This window comes from Mucilaginibacter pankratovii (assembly GCF_014773265.1).
In the GTDB taxonomy this organism is placed as follows: domain Bacteria; phylum Bacteroidota; class Bacteroidia; order Sphingobacteriales; family Sphingobacteriaceae; genus Mucilaginibacter; species Mucilaginibacter pankratovii.
In genome coordinates, this window is the sequence record NZ_JACWMY010000008.1 from 254,091 (window position 1) to 273,139 (window position 19,049).

Consider the following 19,049-nt stretch of genomic DNA (forward strand, 5'->3'; position numbering starts at 1 on the left):
GTTTTGCTTCTTTTGGTGCATCAAAAGAAGTAGCCCCTGCGGCAATGAGCAGAACGGATATATTTAAAACCCGAAAATCACCCCTTACCCAAAAGCATCTTTAATAAATGCAGCTACCCATCAGTTTACTTCCGCCAACGATTTGCCCGATAGGGTAACTTTTGCATAAGCCAGGGCGGCAATAATATCATCCCGTTCCAATTCCTCGTGGTCGGTTAGTATTTCATCAAACGACATTCCAGAGGCTATCATGTCAATAATAACTTCTACCGGCCAACGCATGTGGCGAATACATGCTTTACCATGGCACACATCAGCATCTACCGTAATTCTTTCTAGATTGTTATGCATAAGGTAAATTTACAAATAAATATGCATCAATAAAAATATCAACATCCGGTAAACGTGCCTCGCCAAAAACCACCGCCTCCCTTATCTTTGCCCCATGCAATCCCTCCACGAAGACCAAACTTTCACCAAAATTTCCGCCGACCAATTAAAAACCGCCCAAACCTATGAGCACTGCAAATTCATCAGCTGCAATTTCGCCAATGCCAACCTGGATGGACTTATTTTTATGGATTGCACCTTCGAGGATTGCAACTTGCTGCTGGCGGGCGTGGGCAGCACCGGTTTTCAGAACGTGCTATTCAAACGCTGTAAGCTAAGCGGCGTAAACTTCAGCAAGGCCCGCGACTTTTTGTTCGAGGTGAATTTTGAGGGCAGTATTTTGGATAATGCCATCTTCTATCAAAAAAAGAACAAAAAGTCCAAGTTTACCGATTGCTCCATGATAGAGACCGACCTCACCGAGGCGGACCTTACCGAAGCCAAATTCATCAATTGCAACCTGCACCGCGCTTTCTTCAGTCGCACTATATTAAAAGGTGCCGACTTCCGCTCCTCTTACAATTTCACTATCGACCCGGACGATAACGCGATCAAAAAAGCCCATTTCTCGCTGCACGGCTTGCCCGGGCTTTTGGGGAAATATGATATTAAGATAGAGGGGTAAATTCCCCTAACAAACACCTCACCACCAAGTCATTGCGAGGCACGAAGCAATTTCTACGTTGGACAATCCACCTGCACGGTGCACGTGCTTACCTGGAGATTGCTTCATGCCTCGCAATTGACGTTGTTAAAAAAAGCAACCATATAGATAAACCTCCCGTAATCTCTAAGCCCGTTGGGGTATTTATCCTCCCGAAACAATTTAAGCCTTTACGTTATTAGTACATCATACAATCCGCCCCCAAGTATATGCCATCTATAGCTTCAGTATCAGGCGTAAGCCTCCCCTATAAAGTAAAACAACAGGACGTGAAAGCCCAGGCCCGCGCCCTGTTTGTAGAACATTTCCCGCAGGTAGACCGCCTGATGCCTGCCTTCGATAATACCGAAATTGTTACCCGCAACTTCTGCAAGCCCATCAGCTACTACGCCGAGCCCAACACCTTCGAGCAGCGCAATAACGATTATATCGAAAATGCCCTGCAATACTCCATCCAGGCGATTGAAGCGGCCCTTGCAAAAGCAGATGTAAGTAAAGATGATATTACCGACCTGATATTCGTATCTACCACCGGCCTGGCCACGCCAAGTATAGATGCGCTCATCATCAACAAAATGCGCCTCAACCCGCATATCAACCGTATCCCCGTTTGGGGTTTGGGCTGTGGTGGCGGTGTATCGGGCATGGCAAAAGCAAATACGCTGGCAAAGGCAAACCCCGATGCGTTGGTGCTGCTGGTAGCGGTAGAGCTTTGCTCGCTCACGCTCATTAAAAACGATTACAGCAAAAGTAATTTCATCGGCAGCAGCTTGTTTAGCGATGGTATAGCAGCCGCTATCGTAAAAGGCGATAACCATAAAACGGAAGAGAAGATCAGGGTACTGGCCGCAAGCAGCAAGCTCTATTACGACTCGCTGGAAGTGATGGGCTGGGATTTTAAAGACACCGGTTTTAAGGTGCTCTTCTCCAAAGATATCCCTACCTTCATCCACGAGAACATCCGGGGCGATATTGATGCCTTCCTGGCCAAACAAAACCTGGAACTGAAGGACATCAAAAACTTTGTGTTCCACCCCGGCGGTAAAAAAGTACTGGATGCCTATGCCGATGCCTTGCAGGTAGAAGACGATTTCCTGCATAACACCCGCCAGGTAATGAACGAGAACGGCAACATGAGCAGCGTAACCGTGCTCTACGTGCTCGAAAAATTTATGGAAGAAGGCTACGAAGACGGCTACGGCCTAATGCTGGCCATGGGCCCAGGGTTTAGCAGCGAAATGGTTTTATTAAATATGAAAAACTAAGCATGTATTTTATCCTCTTTATCAGCTTCGTCATATTTCAGCGACTGCTCGAACTCGTGGTAGCCAAACGCAACGAAGCCTGGGCACGCAGCCAGGGCGCGGTAGAATACGGCAAAGCCCACTACCCCTTTATCGTAGCGCTGCACACCCTGTTTATCATCAGCATGATAGCCGAATATTTTTACTTAGGCGGCGAATTCAGCATCTTCATGATGGTGATCTTCCTCCTCCTCATTTGCCTAAAGATCTGGACCATTGGCTCCTTAGGCAAATATTGGAACACCAAGATCCTCCGCATCCCCAATTCCATCTTCATCAAAAAAGGGCCCTACAAACTATTTAAACACCCCAACTACTTCATCGTCATCTGCGAAATCATCGTAATACCGCTGGTGTTTCACCTCTACGCCACTGCTATTGTATTCAGCCTGTTAAATGCAGTAATGCTAACCGTGAGGATACGGGAAGAAGAGCGGGTTTGGAACGTCTGAACCGGGATTCAACAGATTTTTACGATTCATTGGATTTTTACCTGCTAACTGAAAGCAGCCCCCTGATTTGGGCGTTGCCTGCGGCCCACGCTTTCCGCTACAAGTCCGCACTTCGCTGCGCTCCGTTTACGGGCTTTCCGCTGCAATCGTTAACGCATTCTGAACCGTTGATTTTATTGATTTTAGGATTCCGTTGATGCTTTTCGAAGGAGGATAACATCAGCAGCTAAGCTTCGGGCGAAAGCGGACAGAACGTGGTGGGCTGTGCGGAGGGAGGGCATAGGGAATTTTTGCTGAAGCGTGGGGATCGAGCGGCGAAGCAAGGGGCAAATTTTCCCAGCCCGTGGTTCTGATCGTTTTGCAGGGCAAAGGCCCGTGCGGCAAAGAAGCCTCTCTGCTGAAAGCACTTTTTGGTTACTTTTTGGTGCTACAAAAAGTAACGAGCCCCTCGCGGCGAATGAGCGAGCCGATGATTTATTTGAGTACAAAACACTTTATAAAACGGTATAAAGAATTGCGTCCAGAAATACCCCTTGCTTCCCTCAACAATTCCCCCTAAATTTAATCACCATTATGAAAAGCATCTTAACAATCCTTATACTCCTCATAGCTTTCCCAACCCTTGCCCAAACCGATACGGCCAAGTATAAAAATTTCAACACCTTTAATAATGAGGTACTAAAAGGCCACATCAGAAAGCTGGAAGCCCAAAAGGTCATTGCCGAATTTGTAAAACAGGTAAACAGCGATTACGCCGCACATAACCCAGCCCCGGCGAGTACCCAATGGACCTTCCCGCTGCAGGGCTACAACTACCGCGCCGCTGGCGGCACAAACGGCAACGGCTATTTTGATAAAGGCTTCAACTATATCGATGGCAATAAGCACGGCGCCCACCCCGCGCACGATATTTTCATTAACGATAAAAACCAGGACTGCCTGGACGACCGCACCAGCCAGCCTGTAAATGTACTGGCCATAGCACCGGGCATTGTTGTAGCCTGTATCAACGAGTGGGACGCAGCCGGCGATATGCGCGGCGGCCGCTACATCTGGATCTATCACCCCGCCGCCAATAACCAGCAGGGGTATTTTTCCTACTATGCACACAACCGCATCATTTTTGTACATCCCGGCGAGTATGTTAAACAAGGCCAAAAAATAGCCGAAGTGGGCCGCACCGGCTTAAATGCTTACAAAAAGCGCTCGCCAACGCATTTACATTTCTCCACCTTTAAATTAGTGGATAATATCCCGGTTCCTTTTAATAGCTTTAAGCAGCTTAAAACCGCAGTCACCAAATGAAACACTTTATCGCCATAATCTTATTAGCCTGCATCAGCTTTACCCCGGCAGATAAGGTATCCAGCCGTTTTAAAACACCTGCAGGCTACCAGCAGGTGGCCGTTGCTCCCGGCAGCTTTGGCGCTTACCTGCAAAACCTGCCGCTGTTGCCCGCAGGCACCCGCACCAAAACCTACGCAGGCGACATTGCCCGTACCGACCCATACACCGCCGCCGTTATTGATATAAGCATAGGCAGCCAGGATCTGCAGCAATGTGCCGACGCCGTAATGCGTCTCCGCGCCGAATATCTTTTTCAGCGGCAGGATTACAAGGCCATCAGTTTTAATTTCACCAGCGGCTTCAAATGCGATTTTGAGCACTATGCCAATGGCTACCGCTACAGCAACAATCGCTGGATACTAAAAGCCAAAAAAGATTATAGCTACGCCAGCTTTATGCGATACATGACTTTAGTGTTCAGCTACGCCGGCACCCTCTCGCTGGAAAAAGAACTAAAGCCGGTTACTAACGCCGATGAATTAAAGGCCGGCGATGTATTTATCCGTGGCGGTTCGCCGGGGCATTGCTTTATTATTTTGGATGTTGCGGAGAACGCGTCCCATAAAAAAGTGTTCCTGCTGGCGCAAAGCTTTATGCCCGCGCAAAACATCCAGGTATTGCAAAACGATAGCCCCTGGTTCGCCCTCGGCCAAACAGCAAACATCCCTTACGGTGAACTGATGGATAAAAAGTATTTGAAACGGTTTTAGGTTTAGAGGCCAGCGGTGCAGTTTGCATTATCTGTAGTGTTAACCATACACTATTATCCCCCTGCGGCACAACACTTTAGCATTACCTTAGTCATAATAGTATGCTCGTTTCTTTACCAATTCCCCTATAACAATGCACTTTTTTTAATTTTTTTTGCCAAAACGGGCACGGCTATTGCCTTAACGGTAATACCAAAAGAATTTAACTATGCGACATTTACTCACCGACGCGCTCCACATATTTGTCATTTTCATGATCGCCGCCTTTGTTATTGGCGGTATATTGGCCATAACCGGCACGTTCGATCACTGGGGTTCGCGCTATGTTCTCAAACGCCGCCGCAAACGTTTACTGCGTAACCGCCGCGCCGATATTCGCGATGATAAACCGCAGCAGGTTGACACTACCCCTTACTACTCAACAGACCCCGACCGGCCGGTAACCGGTCAAAAAGGCAAATACGTTTAAAAAAAATAAAAACCTTCAATAGTTTATATGAAGCCTCCTGTAACCGGGAGGCTTTTTTATTCACCACGCTTTATAAATATTTAAAACACCATCCGGCTAATGGAGTTACTGGTATGTGTAACACATATATATTATACGTGTTACATCAATGCCGTTTACTTAAGAGATGTTCCGCTATATAGCCTCACCCCAACCCCTCTCCAAAGGATAGGGGCTAAAAGTCCTCTCCTTTGGAGAGGATTTATGTGAGGCTATTAAAACATTACGTGTTACATATTAAACCTTAGCCCCGTAAACCTATCTACATACACATAACAACAAAAGAGACCTCATGAAAAAATTAGTATTAGCAGCAGTTTTAGTTGCATCAACAATTACAGCAACATTTGCGCAAACCGTAGATCTGCGCCGTAAAATAGAAGTTACAGGCATTGCCGAGTTGGAAGTTACTCCCGATATCATCAACGTAACCATCACCCTCAAAGAATACCTGGATGGCAAAAAGAAAACAACCATTTCGCAACTGGAGAGCCAGCTGGAAAAAGCTGTTGCCGAAGCCGGCATAGCCAAGGAAGATTTTACCGTGAACAGCCTTTCATCCTGGAACTATGCTACCGAGAAAAAGAAGAACCCCGATTTTTTAGCAAGCAAAGCCTATGGCATTAAATTCCGCGATTTGAATAAGTTCGACCAGATCCTGAGCAAGATCGACCCGAAGGGTATTCAGGCAACCAACATCGATAGCTACGACTACTCCAAGCTAAACGCGGTGAAGAACGACCTGAAGCTTAAAGCCCTTTTGGCAGCGCGCGATAAGGCAGCGTTCTTAGTTGCCGGCCTTGGCGATAAGCTGGGCGGAGCCATTAATATTGTAGAAAACGATAACAGCAGCTTCCCGTCGCCGCGTAATGTAATGTACATGTCTAAAAGCGCGATGGCAGATGTAGCCCCCGAATCGGATATTGATTTTAAGAAGATAAAACTAAGCTTCCAGATCCAGGCTGTTTTCGAAATAAAATAAGCTTCTAAGATAATTTTAGTGCGCTGGGTGTAATTTTTACATCCGGCGTTTTTTTTGCTCTTTTATTAACATTAATTTAATCATCAATACTCAAATAAATACGAATTTTATAGGGGCAAAGGCTTGATAATGTAAAAAGTACATTTTATCTTTAGGCACCCCAATTGATTTGAGCATGATTCGTTCGCGTACTAAAAAGGTGCTTTTGGTAGCCCCAAAAGCCTTCCCCGATGCGTTGATCGCCGGTTACAACACCGTGCGCCAGGTCTCTGTACAAACAGCGATCTTTCCCTCTATCCATGAGGTGAAACCCGACGTGATTTTATTCGACTACGAGTACATGGGGCCCGAACTCGAAAAGGTGCTGCGCCGCCTGCAATCCAACAGTTTTTACCGTAATATTAAAATTTGCTGCTACAAAAACAAAGAGCATACCCGGATAGACGGATTGCTTAAAGTTTTGGGCGTAAACCACTTTTTTTACCAGGAAGATGTAGAGAAGGTATCAAAAAGCAAAGCCGCGCTCAACGCCGTAAATAGCGTGCTCGATGCAACCATCGTAAACTGGGTTGCCGGGGTGGCGTAATTGTTTATTGGTTCACTGGTTCACTGGTTCATTAGTTCATTGGTTGCCTGTTATGTATTAAAAAGCTGTCATGCTGATGCATATCGGCACCCCACACGGCAGGTAACAACACGCAAAGCGGTTAGCACAATCGCCACTTTAATGATGGGGTGCTGAAATAAATTCAGCATGACGTGAATTCATACCTATTGCCTTCTTTATTCTTCACTTCCCGTCTTGATTCTTGCCTCTTAACTCTTGCTTCTCTTCCCCACCCAAACTTTTACACGCAGGTAACACATTTATAATAAATTGCTGTTAAACTTGTACGCTTTATAACGGCTATCTATAAACCTCATATATTCATAAATATTTGGCCCGGCATTAGTTATAACAGCTTAAATCGTATCAGTATAAAATGAAGATAGGCATTGTTTGTTACCCTACATTTGGCGGTAGCGGGGTTGTAGCCACAGAATTAGGTAAGGCCCTCGCCGATAGGGGGCACCAGGTTCATTTCGTTACCTATAATCAGCCTGCACGGCTTGATCTTTTTTCGGAAAACCTGTTTTACCACGAGGTTGCCGTTTCTAATTACCCTTTGTTTGATTTTCCGCCTTATGAGCTCGCTTTGGCCAGCCGTTTGGTAGATGTGGTACGCTTTGAAAAACTGGATGTGCTGCACGTACATTACGCTATCCCCCATGCTTCCGCAGCGTTTATGGCGAAGCAGATCCTGGCTACTTACGGCATCAACATCCCTTTTATAACAACGCTGCACGGTACCGATATCACCCTGGTTGGGCAGGATCGCACCTACAAGCCCGTTGTTACCTTCTCCATCAATAAATCCGACGGTGTAACAGCCGTATCGGCCCACCTGCGGGAGGATACCTATAAATATTTTAAGATAGAAAAGGACATTAAGGTGATCCCCAACTTTATCGATCTTACCCGTTTCAGCCTCAAGCCAAAAGACCACTTTAAAAAAGCCATAGCGCCAAACGGCGAAAAGGTTTTGGTGCATACTTCCAACTTCCGTAAGGTAAAACGTACCGAAGATGTGATCAAGATCTTCGCCGAAGTGGTGAAAACCATCCCTGCCAAACTGCTAATGGTTGGCGATGGCGGCGAGCGCTCGGTTTGCGAGCGGCTGGCCCGCGATTTGGACATTGCCGAGCATGTGCGCTTTTTGGGTAAACAGGATGCCATTGAGGAGATCTTGTCGGTGTCGGACTTGTTCCTAATGCCATCCGTATCAGAAAGCTTTGGTTTGGCCGCATTGGAGGCTATGGCCTGCAAAGTTCCTGTGATCAGCAGTAACGCCGGTGGCCTGCCCGAACTGAACGTAGAAGGCGTTACAGGCTTCCTGCGCGACGTTGGCGACGTAGCCGGCATGGCAGAGCGCGCCATTTATATATTGGAAGACGAAGAACGCCTTGCCCAATTTAAAGAGAACGCCCTCGCCCGCGCCAAAGAATTTGAGTTAAGCAACATCCTGCCCGAGTACGAAAACTACTATAAAGAAGTAATAGAGAAGAGCAAGCAGGAGCAATAAGCAAGTATTATTGTTGGTTATCGTTGCGACGCGTTAGTCGAGCCTACTGAAATATCAAACTCGCCATAGGTGGCACCTACGGAGCCGGGATCTTGTTTGCTATTTTTGCTATAAACAGGTGGCTCCGCTGGAGCCTAAAGAATGGTAAAAATTACGATCCTGATAAGATATTATTGGTAGAAATAATTAACGTGCCTGCAGCGTGCTCTGATTGTTAACTCTTATAAACAGAAAAGCCTAAGCAACAACTAATTTGCTATTGGCACCCCGGAGGGGTATCCTGTTTATAGAATAAATTGCTCGCGCATTATGGCTCCGTAGGTGCCTCCTAATACCCATACAATAAGATTATTTTAATGAACCTGCCTCCCTATTCCCAATTCCCTCAACTTACCGGCGATGGTATCTTGCTGCGCGAAGTTTTGCCTGCGGATATCCCGGCGTTAATACCCATTTCCTTTTACGACGGTAAACCAGCCACTACCTTTGCCGAAGCCACCGAAATGCAAGTGCGCATAGATAAAGATTACGCAGACCGTAACTCTATCCACTGGTGCATTGTTGATACGGCTACCAGCCAAATAACCGGCACGCTTGGCTATTATAGGGGCTTTGCCAATAATACCGGCGAATTGGGCTTTGTGCTGCTGCCGCGATACCAGGGTAAAGGTTATATGAGCAAAGCGATAAACCTGGCTGTTAATTTTGGCCTGGATATCATCGGCCTAAGTCGGGTAACGGCCATCACCACAAAACAAAACCTTAAGGCGGTACAATTACTTACCCGGCTCAATTTTGCTAAAGTGAAGGAATTGAATGAGGACGAGGTGGAGTATGAGACAGTGGCGTAGCCTTAGCTACGCCAGCGCGATACACTCCACCGAAAACAAGATCCCTCCCGGGAACGGCATCAACTGGGGCGAACTTCTGGCCGGCGCCTCTTCACCAAAAACATCAGCATATATTTTGTTGACGATGCTAAAATCGGGGTCGCATCCGCTTACCATAAACATGCTGGTTTTAACAACTTTATTTAGGCTGCTGCCTGCAGCCTCTAAAATGGTTTTAAGGTTGGCAAAGGCCTGCACAACCTGCTCCTCAAAACTATCGCTGATGAGTTTGCCGGTTGCAGGGGAAAAGCCCACCGTGCCGGATAGGAAAATAAAGCCATTGGCAATTACCGCTTGCGGAAATACTTTGGTACCACGGGGAACTGCATCAGTGTTGAAGTTTTTACGATCTGCCATTGTGTGTGAGTTTGGGATTAGTTGTATAAAAATAATCAATTGCGTGAATTGGCAAAAGAAGCAGATAAGGTTTTAATTAAGATTAGGGGTAACAGATAAAAAATTTAAAGCCAAACGGGGCAAACCATTAACCCAAACGATAATAAAATATCATTATAACCTTTTGGCAAGATTTGTGTTATGTTGGTAATAATTATACATAAAGAAACCATGAAAAAGATATTCCAAACATCCCTTGCAATTTTAGCCCTGAGCTTTGTTTTTACAGCCTGTTCCAGCACAAAAAATACTAGTACCACGCCGGCTGCAGAAACATCCGCCACCAGCGTATCGCGCGGTAAATTTGTTGGCACCTGGACGCTTACCAACGTTACTTACGACGGATTGGTACCAAACGCCGTACAAAACGTGTTCGACCAGGCAGCACCAAGCGCCTTTGTGGGCAGCACCTGGAAATTCACCAACAGCGGTAACGGTTTATATACCTTAACCAACGGGCAATCGCAAACCATCTTCTGGTCGGTTTTTAATGGTGGCACTACAGGCACGCAGTTTCAGTTTAAAAAATTATACGAGGGCGATAAAGCCAAAAACGTGCAGGAAGGTTACCGCCTAAACATAGGCACCGTAAGCAGCACCGGCATGACATTGATGTCGCCTGTAGCGGTAGGCGGCGGTACCGGCTATATTGTATACACCTTTGTGAAAGCGTAATTTAGCTATAAGCAGAAAGACTAAAGCAAAAGCTTTTTTTTACAGCGAAGCCGAAAGTTAATCACTTTCGGCTTCGTCATTTATAATACTTTTTTAGCTTTCAACTTTAGTCTTTCTGCTTTAAGCTTTCGCCGCTTACTGCGCCGGCGCAAACTTCAAACACACGGGGTTGCCAATATCTATCTTGTAAACAATGCCCAGCATTTTACCGGTGGTTTTATCAAGGCGGTACACATAAACGGCATCGGTGTTTTGGTTGGCTACGATAAGGAAAGTGCCGGTTGGGTCGATAACGAAGTTACGTGGAGCCTTGCCATTGGTAGATCTGCGATCTACAAAGGTAAGTTCGCCTGTTTCCTGATTGATGGAGAACACCGAAATATCGTTGGCATCGCCACGGTTGCTGGCATACAGGAACAGCCCGTTTGGCGATACGTGGATATCTGCCGCGCCTGTTGCGCCGGTAAAGCCATCCTTAAGCAGTGTAACGGTTTGTTTTTCGGTAAGCTTACCGTTGTCATAATCATACATGGTAACGGCGCTGCCCATCTCCTGTACCAGGTACAGGTGTTTCTTATCTGCCGAAAAATCTAAGTGGCGCGGGCCACCACCGGGCGCAACCGATACAAAGGGCGGTTTAACACCTCTCAGTGGACTATCCTTACCCGGTTTGTAGCGGGTGATGTGTAATTTATCGGTACCGAGGTCGGTGTAGAAAACATATTTTTCGTCGGGGCTCAGTACGGCGGTATGTACGTGGGCTTTCTCCTGCCTCTCTTTATTAGGACCGAACGGGCCGCTATCGCCGATGGTTTGTACAGCCTGGCCAATAGAGCCATCTTCGTTTAAAGGCAGCACGGCAATATTACCGCCGCTATAATTGGCTACAAACAGGCTTTTATTGGCTTTATCAACCGATACATAGCATGGCGAACCGCCAAGGGTAGATTGTTTATTGATGAATTTTAAAGTACCCATCTTCGCGTCGAAGTTGAAGGAACTTACCTCGCCCTGGTCATTCTCGTTAACCGCGTATACAAATTTATTATCCGCAGATACGGCAAGGTACGATGGGTTGCTCACGCCGTCTATCTGGCTCAGGTAAGCCAGCCTGCCGGTTTCGGCATAAAAGCGGAAAACCGAGATGCCCTTGCTGGTACCACTGGTATATGTGCCAACCAGCACGTCGAATGTTTTTGGCAAAGGTTTAGGTTTCTGTGCAAAAGCCGCTATCGGCAATAGTATGGCAGCAATTAACGAGAAGTTTTTCATTGAGCAAATATTGGTTTATGTGTGCAAGTTAATAAAATCTGTTAGAATTTATCCAACGCTATCTCCGCCCGTCATTGCGAGGCACGAAGACAACCGACCAAAGGGAGCTCATTGATTCCTTAGCGGAAAAATTAAACCATCAATAATCTCTACGTAGGACAAGCAAACGTGCAAATCGTTTAAGCATAGTCGGGAGATTGCTTCGTGCCTCGCAATGACGCGTGGGGAAGTTTACTCAACAAAAAAGGCCCCGATAACCGGAGCCTTTAAATATGCTGTAAATACTGATGATACTACGTCAGCTGTATCAAATGCTTCAGCTGTATCACTTCTTTCTCGTCTAAAAATCTCCAGCGGCCGCGGGGCAGGTCCTTCTTGGTAAGGTTAGCGTAAACCGACCTGTCCAGTTTCACCACCTCGTAACCCAGGCTTTCGAAGATACGGCGTACAATGCGGTTTTTTCCGCTGTGTATCTGGATGCCTACTTCTTTCTTGGTGCCACCGGCTACGTAAGATATGGTATCGGGCTTTATAAAACCATCCTCCAGCTCCAAACCGAAAGCGATCTTGTTCAGGTCGCCCTGGCTAAGGGCCTTGCTTAGCTCTACGTTGTATAGTTTTGTAATACTGTTACGCGGATGCGACAGTTTATCGGCAAGATCGCCGTCGTTGGTCATTAATAATAAACCGGTTGTGTTACGGTCAAGGCGGCCAACGGGGTAAATACGTTCTTTGCTGGCTTTCTCAACCAGGTGCATTACAGTGCGGCGCTCCTGCGGGTCGTCGGTAGTGGTAATGTAATCCTTTGGTTTGTTCAGCAGCACGTATATCATTTTCTCGCGTTTAAGGGCTTCGCCGTTGTAGCGTACCAGGTCCTTCATCGGGTCTACCTTATGGCCAAGTTCGCTTACTACTTCCCCGTTTACCGATACCACACCCGCGGCTATCAGCTCATCGGCCTTGCGGCGACTGCAGATACCTGCATTGGCAATGTAACGGTTAAGGCGTATCAGCCCGTCGTCCTTAGGTTTTGGTGCTGCCGGGTTTTTACGGCCACGCATGGTGCGGGTAGGTCCGTCTGTTGCCGGGCGGTCCTCATCGCGTTTTTTAAAGCCCGAAGTAGTGTTGGCAAAATCTTTTTTACCTGTACCTGTAGCACCTGTTTTAGGCGTACGGTTGTATGGTTTGCGCTCGCCGCTGGTATCGCCAAAGGCACGCTTTGGTTTTTCATCGCTGCCGAAGCTGCGTTTAGGGCGGTCGCTATCGGTGCCGGTTGCGCGGCTGCCGTACGGTTTATCTTTTGTAAATGTTTTTTTATTGGGGAACGATGACGGGCCCAGGCCACGTTTCGGGCGGTCCTCTCCGCTATCGCCGGTTGGGCGGCCGCTGTATGGGGCGCTTTTAGGGCTAAAGGCTTTGCGCTCGTCGCCGCCGAAGCTGCGTTTAGGGCGGTCGCTGTCGCCGGTTTGGCGGCCGCTGTATGGCCTTCCTTTTGGTACAAATGCTTTTTTCTCGCCACCGCTAAATGATGAGCCTGATGAGGTACCGCGTTTTGGGCGCTCACTTTCACCTTCGGTACGGTCGGCGTATGGTTTTGAGTTCGTTGATGACCTCTTATCAGTACTGTAGTGGTTCTTACTGTCGGCACCGCGGCTGCCGTAAGGCTTGCCTGCTGATGAAGATGAGGTACGTTTTGATGGTCCATCGCCTGATTTTGGGCGGGCTGATGATCTGTTTGGCTTGTCGTCGCGACTACCGCTTGGCTTCTTAAATACCATGTTAATTTTAATTTGCGCTTTCGCAGCGTGAGGGTCAAAATTACGAAAATTAACGGGCTTTTTATTAAAAAATTCAAAAAACTATATGGGTGCAAAAACGTTGTTTAAAGTAGTTTAAACGGCGTTTTTAGACGGTTCCGGAAAACGGTCAATACACTATCCCCCTACTAAGTGGTTGACAATGTGATTTATATAGCATACCTTTGCAGCACATCATACCAAATGTTTAATTAATGAGTAAACTCGAAATGCTAAAAAAACACTTAATTACGTGCTCCGTAATCCTGGTGCTGGTTACCATTTCCGCGCTTAACATCTTCGGTACAGAACCTGTACTTTTAACAAAAACTACTCCAAAAATTAAAACTTATATGCCCGCTTCGCTTGTATTTTACAAGGCAGAAGAAGCTGAGGCAGGTTTTAGTTTCGCTAACGAGGCATTGCCACTTAACGACAAACGGGTAAACCTTAAACTGAAAAAATCCATCACTAAAAACAGGTTCCGCAATGTGCAGTCAAATCTCCTGCACAGTAAGGCCGACAAGCTTTTCCCTATTATCGAACCTATCCTGAGGGCCTACGGTATCCCCGAAGACTTTAAGTTTGTTCCCCTGGTAGAGAGCGGTTTATGCGAAGGCACATCGCCAAAGGGCGCACGTGGCATATGGCAGTTTATGCCGGGCACCGCGCGCAGTTACGGATTGAAAGTACGCAACGGGGTAGATGAGCGCCTTAACGTGCGCAAATCAACCATCGCGGCCTGCAAGTACATTAAAGAACTGTACGGCGAATTTAACAGCTGGACACTTGCCGCCGCCGCTTACAACAACGGCAGCATTAAACTGGCACGCGCTATTAACAGGCAAAATGAGGATAATTATTTCCGCATGAGCCTTAACCGCGAAACCGGCAGCTACGTGTACAAGCTTATCGCCATGAAAGAGATCATCAACAAGCCGCGTAAATACGGCTACAGCAACTACTACGGGTACCTGCAAAAGCCGATACCGTACCTGGTAGCATCAAATTAATTAGTAATTCCTTAAAAAATTACGGAGCACATGTAAAGCCGTCCCAAAGTTGGGGCGGCTTTTTTTATGGAGTTGACAGATGCGGTAGTGGTGCAGTGATAATACCAACGATTCCCCTCTTGAGAGGGGTGGAAGGGTGTGTTTCTGCCCGATGCATTTCACAATCGCATGGTGGCTAACACACCCCCAGCCACTCCACCGCGCCCCCTCTCGAGAGGGGAATAGCCCATGACTTGACAGGCTGCAAATTTCATCAGACGTTCCGATGGAACGTTGCATGTTTGATGCTTTTTCTACCAACCAAACATCCCGAAGGGATGAAAAAAAGATCGTTCCATAGGAACGGCTGGTTGGTAGAATAAATTTAATAGTCGTTTGTTACGTTCCATCGGAACGTTTGGTGTAAGCTGTCTAATGATGCGCTATTACTTCGAGAGGGAATAAAGACTCTTCCGAACAGCTATGGTGATAACACCGACCACGGGCTTCATACGATATTAAAGGAAGGATATGGTTTTAGAGTGAAATAGCCTGTAACCTAAGTTGCCAATACATATTCAGATCCAGGCTTGTTCCACATGAACGCAGAGGAAACTTGTTTAATATTTATATGGGTGCAGAATTTAAATTATATTTAACTATCAAAATACGATCAACAATGAAAAGGAAGCTTTTACTACACCTTATCTTAGTTTTCGTTTGCGCGGAACTCGTTTTTTCACACTCAAAAAATATTAAAAAAAGCGATGAATTTTCTGCCTTTCAAATTGGGGAACCTGAGGAAGAAGGCTTTTCCTCCTCGAAATTAAGCGCTATTTTCCCTTATGTCCGGAATCAACAGGTAAATGTCCAAAGCCTTATGATTATAAGGGATGATAAAATCGTCTTTGATGCCTATTTTTATCCTTATGCTAATGGCTTGCAACATGATATCGCATCCTGTACAAAATCAATTACCTCCTTATTGATAGGTATTGCCATAGATAAGGGCTTTATCCGCAACGAAAATGAATTAGTCAAAAATTATTTTCCGGAAATCAATTCATACAGTAAGAACTTTCAAACTTTAACTATAAAAAACTTACTTACCATGACCTCCGGTTTGAACTGCGGGTCTGATAATGAAGAAACCGTATTCTCCGGGCTTTTTAAAGCGTCCGATTGGCCGGCATATATTTTTAATATTCCAAGCACAAATCCTCCTGGTAAACAGTTCTCTTATTGCAGTTGTAATTTCTACCTGCTTGCGGAAATCCTATACCGTTCCACAAAATTATCTCCCGAAAAATTTGCGAATAAATACCTGTTTAAACCAATGGGGATTAACAATTTCTATTGGACGAAAAATAATAAGGGTGTTAATTATGGATGGGGAGACCTGGCCCTCAATCCATATGATATGGCTAAAACAGGACGTTTATTATTGAATAATGGAAAATGGAATGGCGCCCAGCTTATTTCAGAGAGTTATATCAAGAAAGCGACCGGCATGCAAGTCACTTTCAATGATCATAAAGGGTATGGTTATGGATTTTGGGTAGATAATGACCATTCCTTTAATGCGGTAGGTCGAGGCGGGCAAAGAATTCACGTTGACAGGTTATATAACGCCATTGTCGTTGCAACCGGCGGGGGTTATGATTGGGATGAAAAAGGAGGATTAAGTGATATTATTGGAGGTTCAATTCACCTGGATGCTTTAAGTAAAAATCAACCCGCCTCCGATAGTCTGAAAGCAGCTATTGCCAATGCCGCAAAAATGAGTGGCATTCTGCCTGTAGTAAGTTTGGCAAACGCTCGCCAGGATGTTTTATTCAACCGTACGTTGATTTTTGAAAAAAACAGCCTGAATATTTCGACGGCCCGGATCATCACCTCCGGTTATGCTGATACTATATTCAGAATTACCAACTTATCAGGAAAGGTTGTCAATTATCCACTGGGTAAAGGAACAAAATATAATTATTTTAAAGATACTTCTTCGAATCATGTCTATGCAATTAGAGGTTATTGGAAATCGCAAGATGACTTCGTGGTAGACTTTAATACATTAACAAAAATTAATGCCTATAAAATTGATTTCACGTTAAAAGATAAGGCGATTCAAGTAACTATTAAAGAAGGCACCCAGGGTATCAACGATACGTTGCAAGTTCACTTTGATAGTAATCAATAAATTTGTTATTCAAGGCGATACTCAAACATCCCTCTTGTATTATTTTTAGAGGAACCTTATGAAATTACTCCACTTATCGTTATTAATAGTTACTATGCTAACGGGCTTCAACAGTTTCGGGCAAAAAAAGCATAACATAAAGTTTATTTACTATGGCCCGGAAACTAAACCAGTGGGAACAATATTAATAAGTGTGGAGAAAGCTGAAAAAACCATCGATAAGCCATTTGATGCACACTTTGGTAGCAGTGTAAAAACGGATATGGGAACTTATAATGCCATAAGCCGATTTTTAAAAGAAAAAAAGTATACGGCTTCAACCGTTAAACCGAATTACGTTTATAAAGTAATTGACAGTGACGGATTTAGTTTAACTGTTTATCCGAAAGATTGTCCACAATTTTTTCATGACCTGCTTTATTTGATTGAAGCTAATCATTTGGACAGATCTGTGAGTAAGGCATTGGAATAAGCCCCCACTTGTCCACCGCTGCCGCAAGCGTCCCCGGCTTGTGGCCCGCATGCAAGGTAACCAATTGCATATTCCGCCCCCTAAAACAGCCGGACAAAAACATACCTAACCCGGGTGTACGGAATGCCCGCTTCCATCATCGGCTTTTCCGCCAATCGGGTTTAGGTGGGTTGGGGCAGTGCTAAAAATGGACGGGTAAGAAAAGCAAAAAACCGCCCTGAATTAAGGCGGCTTTTTTTAACAAGGTTTAGACAGGATCTTAATGTATAGCTTACGGGTTTATCTTTTTAAAGTATAAACGATTGTGATCTACCGTGCCGCTGCTTGGTAAAAGCTTGGCCATGAAACCGCTGGCGCCGTTATCCACAACACCAAAATCATCGTCGTTTGATATCACCAGGATGTTGCCTTTCAATAACGAAATGCCTTCTGCCTTATCGTGCGGGTACACGGTTGGCAGATCGGTAAGCAGGTTAAGCGCCAGTGTTTTGGTAACCGGCACAATGCCCGCACCTGTGATGCCGGCGGAAGTTTGCAACTCTTCCGGAGTTTTACCGCCGAATAATTTGCCGGTAGCGCTGTTGGCCGGGTCGGATACATCGGTAGCGCCACTGATATCTATCTTAAAGATCTTTTTGAAAGTAGCCGGATTGGTTGGCGCACCGCCGTAAAGGCCATCGCGCTCGATGGTTAAGAACGTGGTAGCGCTTAATGCCATGATCTCGCTGCAGCCGGTTAGGCCCGCATCTTCCATCAGGTAAATGTATTGTTTGGTTGCACCGGTAGCTATGTCAAAGGTGAGGATGCGCAGCACTACCGAACCCGTTGCCGAAGCTTTTACCGGGTTATACATAGGCGATTGCATAATGCCTACCAGTGTTTTACCATCGGGGGTAATAGTTAGGCCTTCCATACCGCGGTTGGGCCTGCGTTTTGCAAATACCAGTGGCAGGGTGCGGCCGCCTGTACCTGTACCGAATGGATTGATGCGCTCTAAAGTTTTACCGCTCGCATCAAAATGGACAATGTGCGGGCCGTATTCGTCGCTCACCCAAAAAGAGCCGTCGCTGGCTAACACCAGGCCTTCAGAATCAAGTCCGTCGGCGCTTGGGGTAAGCAGGGCACCGTTTAGGTCGTAAGGAATTTCGCCGGTAGCGCCGCTGCCCGCCGGATTTGGCAGGCCATTAAGGTTAGCACCGGCGGCGTTCTTCAGGTTAATAGTAGCTTCCAGTATCAGTTTGCCATCCTTCAGGCGGAATTTGCCTATGGCCGGGGTAAAATCGGGCTTGCCGATGATGATGGAGTTGGCGATAGTACCGGCAACGTTTGGCCCCCTATCGGTAAGTAAATAAAATACGGCGGGGTCGTTAGGGTCGGCAGCTACAGCCGAACCGAAGCCTCCGTTATAAACCTTTACGCCGGCGGTGGTGGTCATCAGCAGGGCTGGATCGCTGGCTTCGGCCATATCTGGGTATACTATGGGCTGGTCTACAGTAACTTTATCGGCTTTTTTGCAGGCGGTGAAACCCATGGCGATAAGCGCCAGTAAAGCAAGTACAGATCTTTTCATTTAGCGGGATTTATAGTTTAAAGTATCTGCAAATGAAGGACACGCGTGTGAATAGAGTATTAAGCTAAGGATAACTTATGGGGAATTAAAACCACTCCCCCCACGCCGAGTAACCGCTTTGCATATTCCGCTCCCTAAACAGCACAGACCAAACAACCCTAAACCCGGGTGTACGGAAAGCCCGCTTCTATCAGCGGCTTGGAGGGAACACCTGCCTGCCGGCAGGCAGGCGGGGCTATCTTTGCCTAAGAACCACTGCCTTTGCTTTTTTAAATTTATGGTGGTTAATGCATAGTGGCCAACTTTATG

19 protein-coding genes are annotated in these 19,049 nt (G+C 46.1%); 14 read left to right on the forward strand and 5 right to left on the reverse strand.

Annotated features, from left to right (window positions below):
• Positions 1–120 precede the first annotated feature (120 nt).
• Positions 121–351 (reverse strand): DUF433 domain-containing protein, encoded by a 231-nt coding sequence (locus IDJ77_RS16755; RefSeq protein ID WP_191190118.1) that lies wholly within the window; start codon positions 349–351, stop codon positions 121–123.
• A gap of 94 nt (positions 352–445) precedes the next feature.
• On the opposite strand from IDJ77_RS16755, the gene IDJ77_RS16760 reads away from it, so the two are divergent.
• The 10 genes from IDJ77_RS16760 (at position 446) to IDJ77_RS16805 (ending at position 9,331) form a co-directional block, all read left to right on the forward strand.
• Positions 446–1,015: a pentapeptide repeat-containing protein gene (locus IDJ77_RS16760; protein ID WP_191190119.1), complete on the forward strand. Its 570-nt coding sequence runs from the start codon at positions 446–448 to the stop codon at positions 1,013–1,015.
• A gap of 248 nt (positions 1,016–1,263) precedes the next feature.
• Positions 1,264–2,319: a type III polyketide synthase gene (locus IDJ77_RS16765; protein WP_191190120.1), complete on the forward strand. Its 1,056-nt coding sequence runs from the start codon at positions 1,264–1,266 to the stop codon at positions 2,317–2,319.
• 2 nt (positions 2,320–2,321) lie between these two features.
• Entirely contained in the window at positions 2,322–2,810 is a 489-nt protein-coding gene (locus IDJ77_RS16770; protein WP_191190121.1) for an isoprenylcysteine carboxyl methyltransferase family protein, read from the forward strand.
• A gap of 573 nt (positions 2,811–3,383) precedes the next feature.
• The gene (locus IDJ77_RS16775; protein ID WP_191190122.1) at positions 3,384–4,115 is read left to right on the forward strand and encodes a M23 family metallopeptidase; all 732 of its coding nucleotides are present in this window, start codon (positions 3,384–3,386) and stop codon (positions 4,113–4,115) included.
• Positions 4,112–4,867, forward strand: coding sequence for a DUF4846 domain-containing protein (locus IDJ77_RS16780; protein WP_191190123.1), 756 nt, complete (start codon positions 4,112–4,114; stop codon positions 4,865–4,867). Before IDJ77_RS16775 ends, IDJ77_RS16780 begins: the two co-directional genes overlap by 4 nt.
• A 208-nt stretch (positions 4,868–5,075) precedes the next feature.
• Positions 5,076–5,336: a hypothetical protein gene (locus tag IDJ77_RS16785; RefSeq protein ID WP_191190124.1), complete on the forward strand. Its 261-nt coding sequence runs from the start codon at positions 5,076–5,078 to the stop codon at positions 5,334–5,336.
• Between the two features lie 331 nt (positions 5,337–5,667).
• Positions 5,668–6,357: an SIMPL domain-containing protein gene (locus IDJ77_RS16790; RefSeq protein WP_191190125.1), complete on the forward strand. Its 690-nt coding sequence runs from the start codon at positions 5,668–5,670 to the stop codon at positions 6,355–6,357.
• 175 nt (positions 6,358–6,532) lie between these two features.
• Positions 6,533–6,943 carry a hypothetical protein gene (locus IDJ77_RS16795; RefSeq protein ID WP_191190126.1) on the forward strand — a complete coding sequence of 137 codons (411 nt, stop codon included), beginning with the start codon at positions 6,533–6,535 and terminating at the stop codon, positions 6,941–6,943.
• Between the two features lie 397 nt (positions 6,944–7,340).
• A complete protein-coding gene (gene bshA / locus IDJ77_RS16800) occupies positions 7,341–8,480 on the forward strand; it encodes an N-acetyl-alpha-D-glucosaminyl L-malate synthase BshA (protein ID WP_191190127.1) in 1,140 nt (379 codons plus the stop codon).
• A 356-nt stretch (positions 8,481–8,836) separates the two neighbouring features.
• Complete coding sequence (locus IDJ77_RS16805) at positions 8,837–9,331, forward strand: GNAT family N-acetyltransferase (protein WP_191190128.1); 495 nt, start codon at positions 8,837–8,839, stop codon at positions 9,329–9,331.
• Between the two features lie 6 nt (positions 9,332–9,337).
• On the opposite strand, the gene IDJ77_RS16810 is transcribed toward IDJ77_RS16805, so the two are convergent.
• The gene (locus IDJ77_RS16810; RefSeq protein WP_191190129.1) at positions 9,338–9,727 is read right to left on the reverse strand and encodes a RidA family protein; all 390 of its coding nucleotides are present in this window, start codon (positions 9,725–9,727) and stop codon (positions 9,338–9,340) included.
• Between the two features lie 210 nt (positions 9,728–9,937).
• Here IDJ77_RS16810 and IDJ77_RS16815 point away from each other — a divergent pair, with 210 nt between their 5' ends.
• Positions 9,938–10,441, forward strand: coding sequence for a hypothetical protein (locus IDJ77_RS16815; protein ID WP_191190130.1), 504 nt, complete (start codon positions 9,938–9,940; stop codon positions 10,439–10,441).
• Positions 10,442–10,576: 135 nt separating this feature from the next.
• Here IDJ77_RS16815 and IDJ77_RS16820 read toward each other — a convergent pair whose 3' ends face one another.
• Both IDJ77_RS16820 and IDJ77_RS16825 read right to left on the reverse strand, forming a co-directional pair.
• Positions 10,577–11,713 carry a lactonase family protein gene (locus IDJ77_RS16820; RefSeq protein WP_191190131.1) on the reverse strand — a complete coding sequence of 379 codons (1,137 nt, stop codon included), beginning with the start codon at positions 11,711–11,713 and terminating at the stop codon, positions 10,577–10,579.
• 293 nt (positions 11,714–12,006) lie between these two features.
• A complete protein-coding gene (locus IDJ77_RS16825; protein ID WP_191190132.1) occupies positions 12,007–13,491 on the reverse strand; it encodes a pseudouridine synthase in 1,485 nt (494 codons plus the stop codon).
• Positions 13,492–13,724: 233 nt separating this feature from the next.
• Between IDJ77_RS16825 and IDJ77_RS16830 the strand changes: the two genes are divergently transcribed.
• From IDJ77_RS16830 to IDJ77_RS16840, 3 genes are all read left to right on the forward strand, one after another.
• The gene (locus IDJ77_RS16830; protein ID WP_224751133.1) at positions 13,725–14,522 is read left to right on the forward strand and encodes a lytic transglycosylase domain-containing protein; all 798 of its coding nucleotides are present in this window, start codon (positions 13,725–13,727) and stop codon (positions 14,520–14,522) included.
• Positions 14,523–15,180: 658 nt separating this feature from the next.
• Positions 15,181–16,698, forward strand: a complete 1,518-nt coding sequence (locus IDJ77_RS16835) for a serine hydrolase domain-containing protein (RefSeq protein ID WP_191190133.1) — start codon at positions 15,181–15,183, stop codon at positions 16,696–16,698.
• Positions 16,699–16,756: 58 nt separating this feature from the next.
• Entirely contained in the window at positions 16,757–17,170 is a 414-nt protein-coding gene (locus IDJ77_RS16840) for a hypothetical protein (RefSeq protein ID WP_191190134.1), read from the forward strand.
• Positions 17,171–17,441: 271 nt separating this feature from the next.
• Here the strand turns inward: IDJ77_RS16840 and IDJ77_RS16845 are convergent, their stop codons facing one another.
• Positions 17,442–18,740, reverse strand: coding sequence for an esterase-like activity of phytase family protein (locus IDJ77_RS16845; RefSeq protein WP_191190135.1), 1,299 nt, complete (start codon positions 18,738–18,740; stop codon positions 17,442–17,444).
• Positions 18,741–19,049 lie beyond the last annotated feature (309 nt).